This is a genomic window from Collinsella aerofaciens (genome assembly GCF_019131995.1).
Classification (GTDB): Bacteria; Actinomycetota; Coriobacteriia; order Coriobacteriales; family Coriobacteriaceae; genus Collinsella; species Collinsella aerofaciens_S.
Window position 1 is genome coordinate 1 of the sequence record NZ_JAHONA010000003.1, and the last position, 20,012, is coordinate 20,012.

Genomic DNA, 20,012 nt, shown 5'->3' on the forward strand with positions numbered 1-20,012 from the left:
CTTAGAGGTCCTCGCGCCAGAAGGGCATGCTCATGCAGCGCGGGCCGCCGCGGCCGCGGGAGAGCTCGGCGGAGGGCACGACGAGAAGGTCCAGGCCCTCCTTGTACAGCACGTCGTTGGTGACGGTGTTGCGGGCGTAGACGCAGATCTTGCCGGGCTCGACGCACAGGGTGTTGGAGCCGTCGTTCCACTGCTCGCGGGAGGCCGCGATCGGGTCGCCGCCGCCGCAGGGGATCAGCTTGACCTGGTCGACGCCGGTGGCGTCCTCCAGGACGTGCTCGAGGGTGTCCTCGATCAGGCGGATGTTCACGTCGCCCGGGTTCTTGCCGGCGGTCAGCTCGTAGACGCGCAGGGTGCCCATGATGGCGGGGTGGATCGTGAACTTATCGACGTCGATCTGGGTAAAGACCGTGTCGAGGTGCATGAAGGCGCGCGAGACCGGGATGTCGAAGGCCAGGATGCGCTCGACCTTGGAGTCGGAGTTCCAGAAGATGTTCTGGGCCATGACGTCGATCGCGGCGGCCTGGGTGCGCTGGGAGATGCCGACGGCGAGGGTCTTCTCGTTGATGTTCAGCACGTCGCCGCCCTCGGTGTGGAACTGGCAGTCGCGGCGGAAGTACAGCGAGACGTCCTTGTAGTCGGGGTGGTACTTGAAGACGTACTTGCCGTACAGGGTCTCGCGGTTGCGGGTGACCGAGTACATGCGGTTGAGGTTGACGCCCTCGCCGACGACCGCGAACGGGTCGCGGGTGAAGTAGAGGTTGCGCATCGGCTCGATGATCAGGTCGGACTCGGACTCGGAGTTGACCAGGGAGTCGAGGGTCGTGGACGCCGTGAGGGGCATGTCGATCTCGGACTTGGTCATGCCGGCCATGGTCTTCTTGACGAACTCGAGGTTGTCCTCGATGGAGTCCAGCTTCTCGCGGACGATCTGCGGCATGTGCTGGCCGCGGATGCCGGCCTCGGCGATGTACTGGTCGGTGAACTCGGCGCGGGCGCCGGGGACCTGGTCGAACACCTCGGCGACGAGGTTCTCGAGGTAGAGGACCTCCACGCCCTGGTCCCTCAGGATCTGGGCGAAGGTGTCGTGCTCCTGCTGCGCGACCTCCAGGAACGGGACGTCGTCGAACAGGAGTCGCTCGAGCTCGTCGGGCGGCAGGTTGAGGAGCTCGTCGCCGGGACGGTGCAGGCAGACCTTCCTGAGCTTGCCGATCTCGGAAGGCACGTGCAGACCTTTCGTCATGGCCTCCTACCTTTCTTTCGGGCCCTTGTCAGGGCCGATTCGTTAGCGCCCCTCCGTGTGAGGCGTTATTGCTGACGACATATTTATATCCAAAATCAGCCCATACTTCCACCTTGCCCCCGAACGGTTTTTTATAGGGGGTGAACGGCATACACATATACTTCACGCATGGCACACTTCATCTTAATAAAGCGTATTTACGTGCTTAAACGCGTTTTCAATCCTAAAATCAAATGGAACTTAACTTTGTTAAACCATCCTCAAATTGCATATTTCCACTAAAGCTATGAATAGAATTAGCGGTTCATACCGCGTCTCAACCATTTTCATTTTTATTCAGAAAAAAGTTTGTCCTATTCATTTCTGGTAAATAAATTACCGTTTACCAGACGCTTGATACCGTTCACCGGAAACTCAGTATAAGGACCAGCGGATACCGGCTCGCTTTACGGCCCCATTTGTAACAACTTGACTTCTCGGTATAGAAAAACGGACCCGCTTCACTAGGGAAACGGGTCCGTTTTCGATTATCTTCGGCCAATTTAGATAACGCCCTCGAAGATCATCGGAATCCTAGCGATCAAACTCCGCCAGCGCCTCGCCCAAAAGCCTCAGGCCCTCGCGCAGAACGTCCTCGCTCGCGCAGTAGCCCAGGCGTGCGCCACAGGGAAGCTCAAAGCGGCTGCCGGGTACCAGCAGCACTCCCCTCTCGGACAGCAGGCGCTTGCAGAACTCCTCGTCGTCCTCGGGAATATCCAGCTGGATAAACGAGGTAGACACGCCCTGTGGGGCCGTCCAGGAAACGCGATGCTGCGTATCGATCCAAGCCTGCGCGATATCGCGGTTGCCAAACACGATCTTGCGATTGCGCTCTAGGATCTTGTCCTTGTGCTCAAGCACATAGGTCGCCAAGGCGTCGTTGAACACACCGCCGCAGATCATGGTGTAATCGCGATAGGTACGGATGCGGTTGGACACCTCTTCGTCGGCCACGACCCAGCCCACGCGGGCCGCAGGCGTCGAATAGGTCTTCGACAACGAGTTGGTGACAATGGCCCTCTCGTACACGTCGACCATCGACATAAAGGCCTCGGTGTTCTCAAGCGGCAGGTACACCTCGTCGCACAGCACATAGGCGCCCACCGAGCGGGCGATCTCGGCAATCTGGCCGAGCATATCGGCATCGAGCACCGTACCGATGGGGTTCGATGCGTTGTTGATGCAGATGAGCTTCGTGTTGGGACGAACGAGGCGCTTGAGCTGTTCGATATCGGGTTTCCATCCGAGCCCCTCGCGAAGCTCCCAATACTCGACCTCGGCGCCGAGCGTACGTGGGATCTCATAGAGCGGCGCATAGGTAGGCCACTCGGCGATAACGTGGTCGCCGGGCTCGACCACGGCCATGATGGCGTTGAGGTTCGCACCCGTGCAGCCATTGGTCTGCAGAATGTGGTCGGGATTGACCTCGCGACGATACAGCTTGGCAACCTCGGCCTTAAACTCCGGCGAGCCCTCGATCCAGCCGTAGTTCATCTTCTCGCGGTCCAGGCGCTCGTAGAACGTGGCGCCGTCCTGCTCATCGAGCGCGCGCAGCTCGCCCATGGTGAGCGACGAGATCGTCGACTGGGCGATGTCCCACGTGGCACTCTTCTCCCAAACGTTGAGCCATTCCTCAACGCCAATCGTCTTGATGTCCATGGCCAAGCTCCTTACAAAAGCAGTCATCCAATCGTGTTGACGTCCCTCATACAAGATTGGGGCGGTGCGAAAACCCGCACCGCCCCAATGGGAGACATCTAATGGCAGCTAGATGTATGTATTATGACCTGTACGGGTCCTTGAAGACCTTAGAGGTCCTCGCGCCAGAAGGGCATGCTCATGCAGCGCGGGCCGCCGCGGCCGCGGGAGAGCTCGGCGGAGGGCACGACGAGAAGGTCCAGGCCCTCCTTGTACAGCACGTCGTTGGTGACGGTGTTGCGGGCGTAGACGCAGATCTTGCCGGGCTCGACGCACAGGGTGTTGGAGCCGTCGTTCCACTGCTCGCGGGAGGCCGCGATCGGGTCGCCGCCGCCGCAGGGGATCAGCTTGACCTGGTCGACGCCGGTGGCGTCCTCCAGGACGTGCTCGAGGGTGTCCTCGATCAGGCGGATGTTCACGTCGCCCGGGTTCTTGCCGGCGGTCAGCTCGTAGACGCGCAGGGTGCCCATGATGGCGGGGTGGATCGTGAACTTATCGACGTCGATCTGGGTAAAGACCGTGTCGAGGTGCATGAAGGCGCGCGAGACCGGGATGTCGAAGGCCAGGATGCGCTCGACCTTGGAGTCGGAGTTCCAGAAGATGTTCTGGGCCATGACGTCGATCGCGGCGGCCTGGGTGCGCTGGGAGATGCCGACGGCGAGGGTCTTCTCGTTGATGTTCAGCACGTCGCCGCCCTCGGTGTGGAACTGGCAGTCGCGGCGGAAGTACAGCGAGACGTCCTTGTAGTCGGGGTGGTACTTGAAGACGTACTTGCCGTACAGGGTCTCGCGGTTGCGGGTGACCGAGTACATGCGGTTGAGGTTGACGCCCTCGCCGACGACCGCGAACGGGTCGCGGGTGAAGTAGAGGTTGGGCATCGGGTCGATGATCAGGTCGGACTCGGACTCGGAGTTGACCAGGGAGTCGAGGGTCGTGGACGCCGTGAGGGGCATGTCGATCTCGGACTTGGTCATGCCGGCCATGGTCTTCTTGACGAACTCGAGGTTGTCCTCGATGGAGTCCAGCTTCTCGCGGACGATCTGCGGCATGTGCTGGCCGCGGATGCCGGCCTCGGCGATGTACTGGTCGGTGAACTCGGCGCGGGCGCCGGGGACCTGGTCGAACACCTCGGCGACGAGGTTCTCGAGGTAGAGGACCTCCACGCCCTGGTCCCTCAGGATCTGGGCGAAGGTGTCGTGCTCCTGCTGCGCGACCTCCAGGAACGGGACGTCGTCGAACAGGAGTCGCTCGAGCTCGTCGGGCGGCAGGTTGAGGAGCTCGTCGCCGGGACGGTGCAGGCAGACCTTCCTGAGCTTGCCGATCTCGGAAGGCACGTGCAGACCTTTCGTCATGGCCTCCTACCTTTCTTTCGGGCCTTACTGGCCGAATGTATCAGCGCCCCTCCGTATGGGACGCTGCTTGCTGACAGCTCTAGTTATATCCAAAAACCACCCGCAATTCCACCTCGCCCCCGAACGGTCAGCAAAGTGCGATGAACGGTATATCGCATATGATTCCCCCATGATGCACTTCAGTTCTCTAAAGCAGGTTTTCAAAGGTAATCGTTCTTTTTTCTAAGGAATTGAGCAAGATTGCACAAATAATTTCATGTTTAGGAATTGCATAGCTAAAACTGTTTTCTGCATATATATGTCATCTGTCCATGATTCAATTTGGATTCGATTATATTCAGCTCGCAATCATTCTTATTCATACATCCTCACCAATTGAGTATGGATATAGATTGTTTTCAAAACGAGTCGGGCAGTTAGTCGCATGCCTTGACAGCGTAAGAAGTAGGTAAAGATACCGTTCGCACAATACGTCCGTGCCACAAGTCGACTAAATTGAGACAATAGTGAATAGGGTTAGGCTACCGTCCCCTGCGGGGACTGAACGGACAGATGCATATGCCGAGCAAAATCGAAAAAAAGCAAGCCGCCGCAAAGCTGCGCAAACCGCCGCGCGACTTCTCGTACACGCAGAACCGAGAGCTCAGCTGGCTACGCTTTGACAACCGCGTGCTCGACGAAGCCTTCGACGAAACCGTTCCGTTATTCGAGCGACTAAAGTTCGTCTCGATCTTCGAGTCCAACCTCGACGAGTTCCTTATGGTGCGCGTGGGCGGCCTGTCCGATCTGGCGGAGCTCAAAAAACAACCTGTCGACAACAAGAGCAATATGACCGCCTCCGAACAGGTCGATGCTGTCATGGCCGAAATGCCCGGGCTCCTTACCCGTTGGGAGTCCATCTTTAAGAGCATCGAGGGCAAGCTCGACACCTTGGGCGTTCACCGCGCCCACATCGATTCGCTTACGCCCGAGGAGCGCACCTTTGTAACCCGCTACTTCCAGGCCTACGTGTCGCCGGTCATCTCGCCGCTGGTCATCGATCCTCGCCACCCCTTCCCCAACCTGCGCAACGGCGCGCTCTATCTGGCCTGTGGTCTGGACAGCGCCACCGACGAGGAGAGCCTACTGGGCCTTATCGAGATTCCCGCCTCGATGAACCGCGTGGTCGAGATCCCCTCGCCCACCGGCACCTACTCCTACATCTTGCTCGAGGACGTCATCCTCGCCTGCCTGGACAGCTGCTTTGGCTCCTATAAGCCGCTGGATCGTGCGCTGATCCGCGTCACCCGCAACGCCGACATCGATCCGGACGGCGAGGGCGTCGAAGAGGAAGAGGACTACCGCCAGCACATGAAGCGCATTCTCAAGAAGCGCCTGCGCCTGCAGCCGGTAGTGCTCGCGGTCTCGGGGTCGCTCGAGAAGGCGACGCTCAAGACTATCCGCAAGGCGCTCGAGCTTTCGCGCCGCTCTGTCTTTACCTGCGATATCCCGCTCAACCTGGGCTACGTCTTTGGCATTGAGGGCAAGATTCCCGAGCACCTGCGCAACGAGCTCCTCTTTACGCCGTTTAAGCCACAGCCCAACCCCACCATCGACATGACCCGCTCCATCCGCGAGCAGGTGCTGCAGCACGACAAGCTGCTCTTCTACCCTTACGAGGCCATGAATCCGTTCCTGGATCTGGTACACGAGGCAGCCTACGATCCCGAGTGCATCTCGTTGCGCATCACGCTCTACCGCGTGGCCAAGCAGAGCCGCCTATGCGAGTCGCTGATCGATGCCGCCGAGAACGGCAAAGAGGTCACGGTGCTCATGGAGCTCCGCGCCCGCTTTGACGAGCAGAACAACATCGAGTGGGCCGAGCGTCTGGAAGAGGCAGGCTGCACCGTCATCTACGGCTCCGAAGGCTTTAAGTGCCACTCCAAGATCTGCCAGCTCACCTATCGCGAGGGCATGGCGCTCACCCGCCTCACGCTTTTGGGCACCGGCAACTTTAACGAGAAGACGGCCAAACTCTACAGCGACTTTATGCTCATGACAGCCCATCCCGGCATCGGCGAGGACGCCAACCTGTTCTTCCGCAATCTGTCGCTGGGCAACCTGCGCGGCGACTACCGCTTCCTGGGTGTGGCGCCCGTCGGACTGAAACCGCTCATCATGCGCGGGCTTGACCGCGAGATCCAGCGCGCCCTTGCCGGCGAGCCCGCCCGCGTGTTCTTTAAGCTCAACTCGCTGACCGACCGCGAGGTTATCGACAAGATCGCCGAGGCATCGTGTGCCGGCGTGCGCGTAGACATGATCATCCGCGGCATCTCGTGCCTCAAGCCCGGTGTTCCGGGCAAGACCGAGAACGTGCATGTCCGCTCCATCGTCGGACGCTTTTTGGAGCACGCGCGCGTCTATGCTTTCGGCGTGGACTCGGACATGATTTACCTGAGCTCGGCAGACATGATGACGCGCAACACCGAGCACCGCGTGGAGATTGCCTTCCCCGTGCTCGACCCCACCTGCCGCGCCCTGGTGCACGAGTACATGGGCATGCAGCTGCGCGACAACGTGAAGGCCCGCAGCCTCACGAGCGACGGCACCTGGGTCCCCGTGGAGCGTGCAGAGGGTGAGAAACCCTTCAACTCGCAGGAAGCTCTACTGGAGCGTGCCTATCGCAACGCCGAGGCCGTCGAGGCAAAGCCCGCCCCTGCTCCTGAGCCGCAGCCGGCCACAACCAAGGTCCAAGAGGTCCAGGCGACCGTCATTGAGCCCGAGCCTGCACCTGCACCTCGGCCCGAGCCGCAGGTCACCAAGCCCGCACCCGAAACGAGCGCCCGTCGCAAGAAGCCCGCCGGCAAGACCAAGGCCATCGAGCGCCATCGCCCCGGCCGCGTGCGCATGGGCCTGGGTCTGATCGGCCTGGGTCTTAAGACGATCATTACCGGCAAGACGAAATAGTCGTTTGTAGAAGCAGTTTGTAGAAGCGCCCCGCATTTAAGGAAAGCCTCGGATGCGGGGCGCTTTTCCCTGCTACCATGGTGCGAGCAACAACGCGAATGACAGGCAGGAATATGAAGCTCACTATAGAATCGATGACCTACGGCGCCGACGGGCTGGCGCACGCCGACAACGGCAAGGCCGTCTTTGTGCAGGGTGCCGTGGCAGGCGACACCGTCGAGGCCGAGGTCGTACAGGACGGCAAGTCGTTCATGCGCGCCCGCACCACCGAGATTCTGGAGCCAAGCCCCGATCGCATTCAGCCTCCCTGCCCCTTCGTGGGCATCTGCGGCGGCTGCTCGTGGGGCAATCTCTCACGCACGGCACAGCTCGCCGCCAAGGAGCAAAACCTGCGCTCCACGCTCGAGCGCATTGGCAAGTTCACCCCCGAGCAGGTCAACGAACTTGTCCAGCCTATCCGCCACACCAAGGACGACTGGGGCTACCGCAATAAGATTGAGCTCGAACCGACCGTCGTCAACGGTCGCGTGCGCCTTGGCATGCACGGCGTCGACCCCAGCAAGATCGTGACCGTCGATTCGTGCCCGCTGTTCGATAAGCGTTTTCCCAAGGCGCTCAAGTCAGTCGTCGGCGCGCTCAACTATCTGAGCGGCAGCCACAACCTGGGTCTGGAGCGCGTGGGCATTCGCGCCTCGCGCCGCACCAAGGCACTCGAGGTCGCACTCTGGACGCCCACAGGCTCTTTTCCGCGCTCGCAGGTCTCCCGCGTGCTGGCGGACGCCGCTCATCCCACGAGCATCGTGCGCGTGATGAGCAAGGGCGAAAAGAAGGCCCGCCGTGTCTCCAAGGTCGAAATGCTCGCCGGAGAGGGCTCATGGACCGAGAATATCGCCGAGGGTCAGATGCGCCTGTCTGCTCCGTCGTTTTTCCAAGTCAATACCAAGGGCGCCGAGATTTTGATTGAACTCGTTATGGACGCCCTCGACCCGCAGGAAGACGAACTGGCCGTGGACCTGTACTGCGGTGCCGGCACCTTTACCCTGCCGCTCGCCCGCCGCTGTGATTTTGTCGCCGCCGTCGAGGCCTACGGCCCGGCCGTGCGCGACCTGCGTCGCAACCTGGAGATCAACAAGCTCGATAACGTCGACGTCATCGGCGGCGACGCGGTGCGCGAGTTCCCCGATCAGGACGCCGATGTCCTGATAGTCGATCCGCCGCGCGCAGGATTGGCGCCCGAGGCCATCGACCTCATCGCGAGTACGAGTGCCCGAGATGTTGCCTACGTGAGCTGCGACCCGGCAACTTTGGCCCGCGACCTCAAACGCTTTGTCGAGGAGGGCACCTTCTCTCCCATCAAGATCACGCCGGTCGACCTATTCCCGCAAACCTTCCACTGCGAAACCGTCGTCCACCTCAAGCGCAACTAGACACATGATCATTGCTCAGAAAAATCATTGGGAAATCGAGCGTGGCAAGTGGGGGTAGTCGGGGTATAAGACGGCTAATTGTATGCCGCCTTACGAAAGGAACCCTTATGCCCAGCGTTGCCGTTCTTGCCGCCGATGGCTTTGAAACGATTGAATGCCTGACCATGGTCGATGTCATGCGTCGCGGCGGTGTGCGTGCCACGCTCGTCTCGATCATGCCCACGCGCGAGGTCGTAAGCTCGCTGCAGATTCCCGTAACCTGCGACGCACTCTTTGACGAGATTAACTTTGACGAGTACGACTGCGTCGTGCTGCCCGGCGGTCTGCCCGGCGCAACCAACCTGCGCGCCGACCAGCGCGTCTGTGACGTAGTCTGCGAGTTCGCCGCGACCAAGCATGTTGCCGCCATCTGCGCCGCCCCGTTTATCCTGGGCGAGCTTGACCTGCTCGAGGGACGCCACGCCACGTGCTTCCCCGGCTTTGAGAAGAGTTTCCCCGAGGGTGCCTATACCGGCGACAAGGTCACGCACGACGGCAACATCATCACCGCCAGCGGCATGGCCCAGTCGCTCCCCTTTGCGCTTGAGCTGCTGCGTACGCTCGCCGGCGACAAGGCTGTCGAGAAGGTTGCAGAGGGCATTCAGCTATGATTTTGGCTTCGCAATCACCGCGCCGCATCGAGTTGATGCGCGAAGCGGGCTACGACATCCGCGTCATTCCCGCTGACATCGACGAGACTCCTTTTGATGACGAGACCCCGCTTACGCTTGTCGAGCGCTTAGCTCGCGCTAAGGCTGCCGCCGTTGCCGCCGAGCACGCCGAGCCCAATGAGCTGACCATCGCGGCCGACACCATCGTCACCTTCGATGACAAGATTTTGGGCAAGCCGGCAAACGAGGGCGAAGCCCGCATCATGCTCCATGAGCTCTCGGGGCGCACGCACCAGGTCGCAACTGGCGTCTGCATCGTTAGAGCCGGAGACGCCACAGCCCCGCACGCCGCCGAGAGCCTATCGTTTGTCGATGTGACCGACGTGACGTTCTATGAGCTCACCGACGAGCAGATTGAGCGCTACGTCGCCTCAGGCGAGCCCATGGACAAGGCGGGCGCCTACGGCATCCAAGGCACAGGCGGCCGCATGCTCGTGCATGATATTTCGGGCGACTTCTACAACGTGGTGGGCCTGCCCATCGCTCGCGTCGCGCGTGCGATTCAAAAACTATCGTAATTGCATCTGGCGCTGGGTATCCCCCAGCGCCTACAATTTCGGCGTACCGTACGGATCCCGACCGGGCATAAGGCCCGGCGGAAAACCGATAGGAGTAAAACATGGACACACTGCTTGAGGCCATTGACGTTTGCGATGTCGATGGCTTTTGCTTTGGCAACTATACGGACGAGGAGGCCGGCACCGGTTGCACCGTAATCGTGGCACCCGAGGGCGCCACCGGCGGTGTTGACGTTCGCGGCGGTGCCCCGGCATCGCGCGAGACCGACCTGCTGCGTCCCGAGAACACCGTGGACAAAGTCCACGCCGTCTGCCTTTCGGGTGGATCGGCCTTTGGTCTGGAGGCCGCAAGCGGCGTCGCCCGCGAGCTCGAGAGCCGCGGCATCGGCCTTCCCGTCGGCCCCACCCAGGTGCCTATCGTGTGCTCCAGCTGCATCTTCGACCTCGCCTTTGGCGACCCCACCGTGCGTCCCGACATTGAGGCCGGTATCACCGCCGTGCGCGAAGCGCTCGACAATACCCCCACCACGCTCGAGCAGGGCAACGTGGGTGCCGGCACGGGTGCCACCGTCGGAAAGCTCATGGGGCCCGCCACCTGCATGAAGGCCGGCCTTGGCGCTGCCGCCGTGGCGCTCGGTCCCGTTAAGGTAGGCGCTGTGGTTTCGGTCAACGCCTGCGGCAACGTCGTCGACCCCCTCACTGGCGAGTGGGTCGCTGGCATGCGCGCCGCAGCCGATAGCAACCAGATCGTCGACATGGAGTTCGCCGCCTTTGCCGCCGCCGGATCCATGCAGATGCCGCTCGACCGCACCAACACCACCATCAGCTGCATTGTCACCAATGTGGAACTCACCAAGGCCCAGGCCACCAAGGTGTCCCAAATGGCCGCAGACGCCTATGCGCACGCCATTCGCCCCACGCACACCACCAACGACGGCGACACCATCTACACCCTCGCCAGCGGCAAACTAGACGCTCAGACAAGCGCCGCCGTTCCCTTGGACCTGTTGGGCATGCTCGCCGTAAGAGCCCTGCAGACCGCCATCGTAAACGGAGCCAAAACCGCCAAAACCTCCCACGGCATCCCTGGTGCCGCAAAGTAAACTAGCTCGTCCGGTTGCCCGGTGGGCCTTGGTTATGTTTGCTGCTCTACAGTCCTGGCTCGCACGAAGAGCACATTAAGTGCTCTTCGGCTCGTGCGGAACTCGCGACAAACATAACCAAGCCCCACCGGGCAACCTACCAACCAGATTCTTTTCAGCCCAGGCCCCTGTGTACCGCGCGTCGAAGATCTTCAAATTCACCTATCTGACAATCGATTTATAGCAGAGGCCCTTTGGCCTTTAGTTTGATACAAGTTCCGCACGAGCCGGAAAGCACTTAATGTGCTTTCCGTGCGAGCAGGACTGTTCGCGGTAGCAAACTAAAGGCCAAGGGGCCCAGTCAACCTATCAGCAGCGATTACTCAACAGTTAGTTGAATTTGAAGATCTTAGAGGCAAGACGGTATAGGCCGAGTGTGGTTTTGTCTCCGGCCCGTCCACGCAGATTGGTGAAGATCCCGACCACGCCGTAGCGCGCGTGACGATACATGCGCTCGTCGTAAGCCTTCAGATCCTTCCACAGCGTCTTCAGGCGCTCATCGGCACAATCTTCCTCGGAAAGCTTGGTGAGCACCGAGCAAATCGCCATCATCATGGTGAAGTAGCCCATCATGTACGAACGCAAACGCGAGGACTCGACGTCCTGGTACAGATGGAACGATTCCATCATGATGCGCGTTACGCGGAACTGCTGACCCAGGCGCTTGACCATCGTGGCCTCATTGACGCTCTGACCCTCGCGACCGATAAAGTAGCGATAGAGGTCGATGTCTGCGTAGTACATGGTCTTGCAGCGCGGCAGCGGCACATATGCGTAGATATTATCCACGTAGAACGTGTGTGCCGGCATAGGCAGATTCGACTCGCGCAGCACATCGGTGCGATAGCACAGGCTGTGCATGAGCAAGTTCTGATCGGGACGGAAGTGTCCGATCTGGTCCCAAGAGAAAATCTTTTTGCGCGGCAGGGCAAACTTGTAGCCAATAGCGGTATGTGTGCCCTCGTAAACCTTCTCGTACACGTAGTTCGAGATAAACAGGTCGACGCGCTGGTCGCGCTCCTCAAAGCCACGCAGAATCGACAGCATGGTCGAAAGCGCCGCACCGTCGAGCCAGTCGTCCGAGTCGACAACCTTGTAGTAGGTGCCCTGCGCCTCGCGCAGACCCGAAAGGACGGCAATACCGTGGCCGCCATTCTCCTGGTGCACCACGCGGATGATTCCAGGATAACGGGCCTCCCACTCGTCGGCCTTGGCGGCCGTCTCGTCCTTGGAGCCGTCGTCCACCACGATAATCTCGATATCGGTGGCGTAATTGCTCCCCTCCAAGATGGAGGTGATGCAATGGTCCATGTCCTTGGCGGCGTTATACGAGGGAATACCGAATGTTATGACTTTATGCATGGCAGGCGATAATCTCATCCGAAAGATCGAGGGCGGAATTGGTCACGGCGTCCATATCGTAGTAACGATACTCGGCCAGACGACCCACCGGGTGGAAGTTCGTCAGGTTCTGGACACGCTCAAGATAGCGCTCGTAGAGCTCACGGTTCTCGGGCTCCAGGATAGCGTAGTACGGCGTCTCGCCCGAGCCGGGCGTATAGGCCTTGGAGTACTCCTTCATGATGGTGGTCTTGCCGGGCAAGACCTGACCGGTCATGTTCTTGAACTCGGTGATACGCGTGTAGTCCTCGCTCGTGGTGTAGTTGACGGTGCCCACAGGCTGGAACTGGTCCATATCGAGCGTCTCGAACTTCATATCGAGCGTGCGGTACGGCAGCGCGCCCAGGTCGAGGTTGAACAGCTCGTCGAGTGGACCGGTGTAGACGATCTCGCCACCATAGACCTTGCCGTCGATCTTGACGGTAGTCTCGTCAATCTCAAAGAGGTCACGGGCGTCTACGTCACAGAATACGTCGATCAGATCGTGATCGAGCATATGCTCGAACAGCGCGGTATAGCCATCCTGCGGCATGCCCTGGAAAGGAGCCTGCGGGAAGTAGCGATCGTCATCGCCCACAAAGACGGGAACGCGGCCAGTGATCGAGGGGTCGATCTGGTCGGGCGTCTGGCCCCACTGCTTCATGGTGTAATGCAAAAAGACGTTCTCGTAGACGTAATCGGCGACCTCGGCAAGATCCGGGTCGTTCTTCTTGCGCAGCTCCATGATGGGCACCTTGACGTCCTTGCCAAAGGTCTCCACGAGCTTTTGGTACAGTTCCTCGCCGCGCTCATCGCCAAAGGCGAGCTTGAGGCTCGCATGGTTAAAGGGCACGGGCATAAGGGTACCGTTGATGTTGGCAAGCACCTTGTGCTGGTAGTCCGTCCACTTGGTAAAGCGCGACAGGAAATTGTGGACGCGCTCATTAAAGGTATGGTAGATGTGCGGACCATACTCGTGGACCAGGATTCCGGCCTCATCAGCGCAGTCGTAGGCGTTACCCGCAATGTGGCTACGGCGCTCCAGAACGGCAACGCGATAGCCGATAGTCTCGGCGAGACGGCGGGCACAAACGGCACCGGCATAACCGGCACCGACGACAATCATGTCGTATGCGCCGGCGTTAAAGCCTTCAGGCAGGCCTGAGGTAATCTGCATCGATACTCCTTGTCAAAAGCCACGGGCTCGTTAGCTGGGCTTTTCTCGAACATTCTTCGAGACATATTTATCAGAGCGATTATAGCGCTAATGCGTCCTATAATGAGCTTGCCACACAAGGAAAGCTCAAGCACCGCGGCGAACATAATTGAAAGGTAAACCCGCTAGCAGCGGGTTTATTCGTGAACAGCCGGGCGCCTGGAGCTTAGCGAAACGCTTGTAAGGAGTAACATGAGCGATTTCCTACACCGTATGAAGTCTGCCGCCAAGGCCGACCTTAAGACGATCGTCCTGCCCGAGGGCGAGGATCCGCGCACCATCGTCGCAGCCACCAAGATCATCGAGGAGGGCCTGGCAAAGATCGTCATCCTGGGTAACCCCGACGAGATCAACGTTCCCGGCGCTACCGTCATCGATCCGCGCAACGCCGAGAAGCACGAGGAGTACGCGCAGAAGTTTGCCGAGCTCCGCGCCAAGAAGGGCGTTACCATCGAGCAGGCTCGCGCCCAGGTGATGGACGCCACCTACTTTGGCACCATGATGGTCAAGATAGGCGACGCCGACGGCCTGGTCTCCGGCGCCTGCCACTCCACCGCCGACACTCTGCGCCCCGCGCTGCAGATCCTCAAGACCGCCCCGGGCACCAAGCTGGTCTCTGCCTTCTTCGTGATGTGCACCGATACCCCGCAGTTCGGCACCGACGGCACGCTGATCTTCGCTGACTGTGGCCTCAACATCAACCCGTCCTCCGATGAGCTCTCCGAGATCGCCATCGCCTCCGCTCACTCTTGGTCCACCTTCATGGGCAATGTGGAGCCGCACGTGGCCATGCTCTCCTACTCCACCATGGGCTCCGCCGGTGGCGAGGTTGCCAAGAAGGTCCAGGAGGCCGTGAAGTTCTGCCACGAGAAGGCTCCCGAGCTCGCCATCGACGGCGACCTGCAGCTCGACGCCGCCATCGTCCCCACCGTCGCCCAGCTCAAGGCTCCCGGCTCCTCCGTCGCCGGTAAGGCCAACGTGCTCGTGTTCCCCGACCTCGAGGCTGGCAACATCGGCTACAAGCTCGTCCAGCGCTTCGCCGGCGCCGACGCCTACGGCCCCATCCTGCAGGGCATCGCCAAGCCGGTCAACGACCTTTCGCGCGGCTGCTCTGCCGACGACATCGTGGGTGTCGTTGCCATCACCGCCGTCCAGGCTCAGATGGCTGAGTAGCGGACATATCCCCTCGGGACCCTACAGGGTAAAGCTCTGAAAACGTCCTCGGACATGTCGGAAGCCCCCGCTGCGCGCTACGCGCGGCGGGGGCTTCCTCCGTCCTGCGGAAAATTTTCAGAGCTTTACCCTGTAGGGTCCCTGCCGCTACGTGGCAATCGGGGCATCTGGAGTGGACGGCGGCTTGGCTACGAGCTGGGGCTGAAAATCTGAATGGATGGGTGCCGTTGTTGGGAGTGCAGGCGTTGCTGGCGGTGATCACTTTGGGACTGGAATTTCCGCCTGCTAGTAAAAAAGGCCTCCGGAGCTGTTGCTCTGGAGACCTTTCGTCTACTTGCAAATGCGCGCGTTAGTTGTTCTTGGTTAGACGCTCGACGTCGTGGGCGATCATGTATTCCTCGTCTGTGGGGATGACCATGACCGTGACGGAAGAGCCGGCGGCGCTGATGACCTGCGGGCCGTTGCCCACGGCCTCACGGTTCTTGTTGTTGTCGATACGCACGCCCAGCCACTCAAAGCAGTCGCAGAAGGCCTTACGGATCGACCAGTCGTTCTCGCCGATGCCGGCGGTAAAGGTGATGGTATCCACGCCCGCCATAGAGGCAATCATGGAACCGGCCTGCTGCATAGCCTTGTAGGCGAACATATCGAAGGCGAGCAGGCAGCGCTCGTCGCCCTCGGAGGCGCGTGTACGGATGTCGCGGGCGTCGTTGGAGATGCCCGAGATGGCAAGCAGACCAGACTGCTTGTTCATCATGTCGTCGACTTCCTGGTAGCTGTAGCCGCCCTCGCGCTGGAGGTAGCACACGGTGGCAGGGTCAATGGAACCACAACGGGTGCCCATCATCAGGCCGTCGAGCGGCGTGAGCCCCATCGTGGTGTCGCGGCAAACGCCGTCCTCAATGGCGGCGAGCGAAGCGCCGTTGCCCAGATGGCACGAAAGCAGACGGTGGCAGCACGAGCCCAGAATCTCCTTTGCCATCATCCACTCGTAGCGGTGGCTCGTACCGTGGGCACCGTACTTTCGCACGTGGTACTTGTCGCACACGTCCTTGGGCAGCGCGTAGGTGTAGGCAACCTCGGGCATGGTCATGTGGAACGAGGTGTCGAAGACGGCCACGTTGGGCAGCTCCGGATACTTCTCGCGGCAATACTCGATTGCTGCGGCCTCGCCGTAATTGTGCAGCGGGGCGAGCGGGGCCACCTCAAGGATCTTAGCCATGACCTCGTCGTCAACAACTGCGGAATCATCGAAGTGCCAGCCGCCCTGAACGATACGATGCCCAATGCCATCGATCGTAAAGTCGGTCTTCTCGAGCTCCTCGAGCACGCGAGCGATAGCAGAGCGATGATCGGGGAAGGGAACCTCCTCGGTCTGCTTGGCGCCACCGTTCTCGGAGTGGCCAAAGATACCCATGTCCGAGCCGATACGCTCGCAGTTGCCCTTGGCGAAAACCTCGCGGGTATCGGTATCCAGAAGCTGATATTTAAGGCTTGAGCTGCCGGCGTTGACAACAAGTACGTTCATGAGACTCCTTTGCAGTGCAATACGGTCGACGCAGACCTCTTAAGGCGACCGCATTTTAATAAGAAGTTATCACATCTTGATAAATAGCTATCAGGCATATCGCCCAACGAGCGCAAAAGAGGGACTGAACGGCACTTGGTCGTCCAGCCCCTCCCCTCTTGCAATTACTTGCTGTTGACGATGCGCTCGACGTCGGAGGCGATCATGAACTCCTCATCCGTGGGGATGACGAAGATCTTGACCTTGGAATCCTTGGCGGACAGGCACCAAGCGCCGTCGCCACGCAGAGCGTTGCGGGCATGGTCCATCTTGACGCCCATAAAGGTCAGACGATCGGCCACGCCGGCGCGGACAGCCGGAGCGTGCTCGCCGATGCCGGCGGTAAAGACCAGGGTGTCCATGCCGCACATGGAAGTGGCCATCTCGGCAGCCTTGGCGGCAATCTTGTAAACGAACATATCGAAGGCGAGCTGGGCCTCGGGGTCACCAGCAGCGGCGAGCTCCTCGACGTTGCGGCAGTCGTTGGTCTTGCCGCCGGTCACAGCCAAAAGGCCGGACTTCTTGTTCATCATCTCGTCGACCTCGTCGAAGGTGTAGCCACCTTCGCGCTGCAGGTAGCACACGGTAGCAGGGTCGATGGAGCCGCAGCGGGTGCCCATCATGACACCGTCGAGCGGCGTCAAGCCCATGGTGGTGTCCATGCACTTGCCGTCCTCGATGGCGCACAGGGAAGCGCCGGAGCCAATGTGGCACACGACGACCTTGCGGGCCTCGCCGTTGGTCATCTCGGCGACCTTCTTGGAGATGTAGCGATAGCTGGTGCCGTGGGCGCCATACTTACGGATGTGCAGCTTGTCGCAAACATCCTTGGGAAGGGCGTAGGTCTTGGCGACCTCGGGCATGTTGAAGTGGAAAGCGGTGTCGTAGACCGTGACGTTGGGCAGATCGGGATACTGCTCGAGGCAGTACTCGATAACGTTGGCCTCGGGGTTGTTGTGCAGCGGCGCGAGCGGAGCGACCTCGCGGATCTTGGCGAGAACGTCCTCGTCGACGAGGGAGGAATCGCCGAAGTACCAACCACCCTGAACGATACGGTGGCCGATACCCTCGATCTTGACGCCGTTGGCCTCGAGGTCCTTCAGGACGACCTCGATGGCGACCTTGTGGTCGGGGAACTCGATGTTCTCGGTCACCTTCTTGGAACCGTTGGCAGCGTGGGTGAAGGTACCGCCGGTAAAGCAGACGCGCTCGCAGGAGCCCTTTGCGGACACCTTGTGGGACTTGGTATCGATGACCTGATACTTGAGGGTCGAAGATCCTGCGTTGACGACCAGAACGTTCATGTGTCTCCCTACTAACAGGCGGTGTGGCGCCGCCAGGTTACATACGCTTCAATAATAAACCCAAACGCCCTCGCGCTCGGGTTTATTGCGTTGATATATAAGTTATCGGTGCCTGAGCTTCCGTTTCATTGCACGGAAGAGGCGTCCTCAGATGAGGTTCTCGCCCAGGTTCTTGCCGCCAAGGACGTGCATGTGGAAGTGCATGACGGTCTGGCCGGCGTTGACGCCCTTGTTGGAGATGACGCGGAAGCCGTCCTCCAGACCCTTGGCCTTGGCGACCTCCTGGATGGCGTGAGCCATTGCACCCATGGTCTCGGCCGGCACGTTATCGGCGATATCGCTGTAGTGCTTTTTGGGGATCACGAGCGTATGGACCGGCGCCTGGGGATTGAGGTCGTCGAAGGCGATGACCTGGTCGTCCTCATAGACAACGGTCGAGGGGATCTCGTGGTTGGCAATTTTGCAGAAGATGCAATCGCACATGGTTGGTTCCTTTCTCACAGACCAAGGTAATTATATTTGGTCGGGATGGTTAGAACGAGAGGTTGTCGTCGGTGTTGGCGGCTTCGCCGTCGGCGAGCACGTCGTTGCCGTCGACGTCCTTAAGGAGCACCGAGACCTTCTGCTCGGCATCGGACAAGCGAGTACGCAGGCTCTTGAGGAGCTCTACGCCGCGGGTATAGCTCTCGAGCGACTCCTCGAGCTCCATATCGCCCGACTCCAAGCTGCGGATGATGAGCTCCAGCTCCTGCGAGGCCTGCTTGTACGTAAGCTGCTCGACCGGGGTCTTCTCTGCCATATCTGTTTCCTTTCCTAAAGGTTTGTCGCTATGAAACGCGGCCTACTCGACCGTATCGACCGTTGCAGCCACGTTGCCGTCTGCCATGCGCACGCGGATGGCGTCGCCGGGCTTAAAGGTCTTGGCGCTCGTAGCCACACCGTCATCGCTATACGCGATGGAGTAGCCACGGGCAAGCACCTTGAGCGGAGACAGGGCATCGAGCGAGGCTGCCGCACGGCCTAGGTCGGACGCGGGTTTGCTGAGCATCGTACGCCCCTGATGCTCTAGACGGGAACTCGCAAGCGTGAGCGCATGGCGCTTGCCATCGAGCCCCGAGGTGCTTGCAACCAGGCGCTCGGGCAGGCGCTCAAAGCTGGAGCGGAATGTCCCGACCGAGCGTACTATGGCGCCCGACAGGCGATCGGCGGTCAGGGCAAGCTCAGACTCGCGACGCTCGACCATAAACGTTGGGTCGTTGAGGCACGGGCGGCACGCAGCCGCATCGAGCGCATCGCCCAAGCGGGCCGTATAGGTATCCCAGGCGCGGCGACCGCGCTGGTCGAGCATCTCCAGATCAACCTGATTCGACCCAATCATCGATGCCATCGCGGCACCCAGACGCTGATGGCGCGCCTCGAGCACATCGGCCAACTCCGTCATAGCCGGCGCCACCGATTCTGCCGCCGCCGTGGGCGTGGAGGCGCGGCGGTCGCTCACCATGTCGCAAATCGAGGTATCAGGCTCATGGCCAATGCCGGTCACCACGGGCACAGGACAAGCCGCCACCGCGCGAGCAAGCTCCTCGTCGTTAAAGGTCATGAGGTCCTCAAAGGAGCCGCCGCCGCGCACCAGCAAAATACAGTCGGGCGCCGGCGTGATGGCGGCGGCGCGGCGCAAGCCCTCAATGAGCTCAGCCGGCGCACCCTCACCTTGAACCTTGGCGCCCACGCAGACGAGCTCGACGAGCGGGTTGCGACGACGCAATGTGCGCTTGACGTCGTCGATTACGGCACCCGAAAGCGAGGTGACGACCGCCACGCGGGAGCAGAACACCGGAATACGGCGCTTGCGCGCTTCGTCCATCAGGCCCTCGCGACGCAGCTTTTCGGCCAGTTGCGCCACTTGTTGACGCAGCAGACCCTCCCCCGCCAGCGAGAATGAGCGAGCGACAAAGCTCATGCGGCCCGTGGCCTTATAAAGATTGAAGCTGCCCTTAAAGCTCACCTGCATGCCGTCGCGCAGATCGAACGTGCGCTTGAGATAGGCACCCTTCCAGATGATGCAGTCGACGGCCGCCGAGTCGTCCTTGATCTGAAAGTAGCAGTGGCCGCTTCGGGCGTTGGGGCCACGGAAGCCCGTGACCTCGCCCAAAACGCTCAGCTGCGGAATGGCATCGAGCGCGCCGGCGGCGATCTCCACCGCCTGGCTCACGCTGAGTTCCTTACGCTCCTGCTCGTCCGAACCGTCGAACTCGGCGGAAACGGCATTGCCGGTCAGATTCCAGCCTGCCACGCAG

16 protein-coding genes are annotated in these 20,012 nt (G+C 60.5%); 6 read left to right on the forward strand and 10 right to left on the reverse strand.

The window, feature by feature from the left end; genetic code table 11:
• Position 1: 1 nt before the first annotated feature.
• From arcA (KSY82_RS01280) to arcA (KSY82_RS01290), 3 genes are all read right to left on the reverse strand, one after another.
• Entirely contained in the window at positions 2 to 1,243 is a 1,242-nt protein-coding gene (arcA, locus tag KSY82_RS01280) for an arginine deiminase (RefSeq protein WP_217752363.1), read from the reverse strand.
• Between the two features lie 573 nt (positions 1,244 to 1,816).
• Positions 1,817 to 2,941, reverse strand: a complete 1,125-nt coding sequence (locus KSY82_RS01285; RefSeq protein WP_217749938.1) for an aminotransferase — start codon at positions 2,939 to 2,941, stop codon at positions 1,817 to 1,819.
• Positions 2,942 to 3,090: 149 nt separating this feature from the next.
• The gene (arcA, locus tag KSY82_RS01290; RefSeq protein WP_006234281.1) at positions 3,091 to 4,332 is read right to left on the reverse strand and encodes an arginine deiminase; all 1,242 of its coding nucleotides are present in this window, start codon (positions 4,330 to 4,332) and stop codon (positions 3,091 to 3,093) included.
• Between the two features lie 558 nt (positions 4,333 to 4,890).
• On the opposite strand from arcA (KSY82_RS01290), the gene ppk1 reads away from it, so the two are divergent.
• From ppk1 to KSY82_RS01315, 5 genes are all read left to right on the forward strand, one after another.
• A complete protein-coding gene (ppk1, locus tag KSY82_RS01295; RefSeq protein WP_254881656.1) occupies positions 4,891 to 7,278 on the forward strand; it encodes a polyphosphate kinase 1 in 2,388 nt (795 codons plus the stop codon).
• 98 nt (positions 7,279 to 7,376) lie between these two features.
• Positions 7,377 to 8,705: a 23S rRNA (uracil(1939)-C(5))-methyltransferase RlmD gene (rlmD, locus tag KSY82_RS01300; RefSeq protein WP_217749940.1), complete on the forward strand. Its 1,329-nt coding sequence runs from the start codon at positions 7,377 to 7,379 to the stop codon at positions 8,703 to 8,705.
• A 107-nt stretch (positions 8,706 to 8,812) separates the two neighbouring features.
• Positions 8,813 to 9,355, forward strand: a complete 543-nt coding sequence (locus KSY82_RS01305; RefSeq protein ID WP_118935286.1) for a DJ-1 family glyoxalase III — start codon at positions 8,813 to 8,815, stop codon at positions 9,353 to 9,355.
• Positions 9,352 to 9,933, forward strand: coding sequence for a Maf family protein (locus KSY82_RS01310; RefSeq protein ID WP_217749941.1), 582 nt, complete (start codon positions 9,352 to 9,354; stop codon positions 9,931 to 9,933). Before KSY82_RS01305 ends, KSY82_RS01310 begins: the two co-directional genes overlap by 4 nt.
• A gap of 101 nt (positions 9,934 to 10,034) precedes the next feature.
• Positions 10,035 to 11,036 (forward strand): P1 family peptidase, encoded by a 1,002-nt coding sequence (locus KSY82_RS01315; protein ID WP_217749942.1) that lies wholly within the window; start codon positions 10,035 to 10,037, stop codon positions 11,034 to 11,036.
• Positions 11,037 to 11,405: 369 nt separating this feature from the next.
• On the opposite strand, the gene KSY82_RS01320 is transcribed toward KSY82_RS01315, so the two are convergent.
• Together KSY82_RS01320 and glf are read right to left on the reverse strand one after the other, a co-directional pair.
• On the reverse strand, positions 11,406 to 12,437 hold the full coding sequence (locus KSY82_RS01320) for a glycosyltransferase family 2 protein (RefSeq protein WP_217749943.1): 1,032 nt from the start codon (positions 12,435 to 12,437) through the stop codon (positions 11,406 to 11,408).
• On the reverse strand, positions 12,430 to 13,632 hold the full coding sequence (gene glf / locus KSY82_RS01325; protein ID WP_217749944.1) for a UDP-galactopyranose mutase: 1,203 nt from the start codon (positions 13,630 to 13,632) through the stop codon (positions 12,430 to 12,432). The genes KSY82_RS01320 and glf overlap by 8 nt, the downstream gene beginning before the upstream one ends.
• Before the next feature lie 231 nt (positions 13,633 to 13,863).
• On the opposite strand from glf, the gene pta reads away from it, so the two are divergent.
• The gene (gene pta, locus KSY82_RS01330) at positions 13,864 to 14,844 is read left to right on the forward strand and encodes a phosphate acetyltransferase (protein ID WP_217749945.1); all 981 of its coding nucleotides are present in this window, start codon (positions 13,864 to 13,866) and stop codon (positions 14,842 to 14,844) included.
• Positions 14,845 to 15,193: 349 nt separating this feature from the next.
• On the opposite strand, the gene KSY82_RS01335 is transcribed toward pta, so the two are convergent.
• The 5 genes from KSY82_RS01335 to xseA all read right to left on the reverse strand — a co-directional run bounded on the left by KSY82_RS01335 (position 15,194) and on the right by xseA (position 20,008).
• Positions 15,194 to 16,372 carry an acetate/propionate family kinase gene (locus tag KSY82_RS01335; RefSeq protein WP_161159688.1) on the reverse strand — a complete coding sequence of 393 codons (1,179 nt, stop codon included), beginning with the start codon at positions 16,370 to 16,372 and terminating at the stop codon, positions 15,194 to 15,196.
• 164 nt (positions 16,373 to 16,536) lie between these two features.
• Positions 16,537 to 17,715 carry an acetate/propionate family kinase gene (locus KSY82_RS01340; RefSeq protein ID WP_217749946.1) on the reverse strand — a complete coding sequence of 393 codons (1,179 nt, stop codon included), beginning with the start codon at positions 17,713 to 17,715 and terminating at the stop codon, positions 16,537 to 16,539.
• A 147-nt stretch (positions 17,716 to 17,862) separates the two neighbouring features.
• Positions 17,863 to 18,198 carry a histidine triad nucleotide-binding protein gene (locus KSY82_RS01345; protein WP_035137921.1) on the reverse strand — a complete coding sequence of 112 codons (336 nt, stop codon included), beginning with the start codon at positions 18,196 to 18,198 and terminating at the stop codon, positions 17,863 to 17,865.
• Between the two features lie 49 nt (positions 18,199 to 18,247).
• Positions 18,248 to 18,514 (reverse strand): exodeoxyribonuclease VII small subunit, encoded by a 267-nt coding sequence (xseB, locus tag KSY82_RS01350; RefSeq protein WP_006234311.1) that lies wholly within the window; start codon positions 18,512 to 18,514, stop codon positions 18,248 to 18,250.
• A 42-nt stretch (positions 18,515 to 18,556) separates the two neighbouring features.
• A complete protein-coding gene (gene xseA, locus KSY82_RS01355) occupies positions 18,557 to 20,008 on the reverse strand; it encodes an exodeoxyribonuclease VII large subunit (RefSeq protein ID WP_438265351.1) in 1,452 nt (483 codons plus the stop codon).
• Positions 20,009 to 20,012 lie beyond the last annotated feature (4 nt).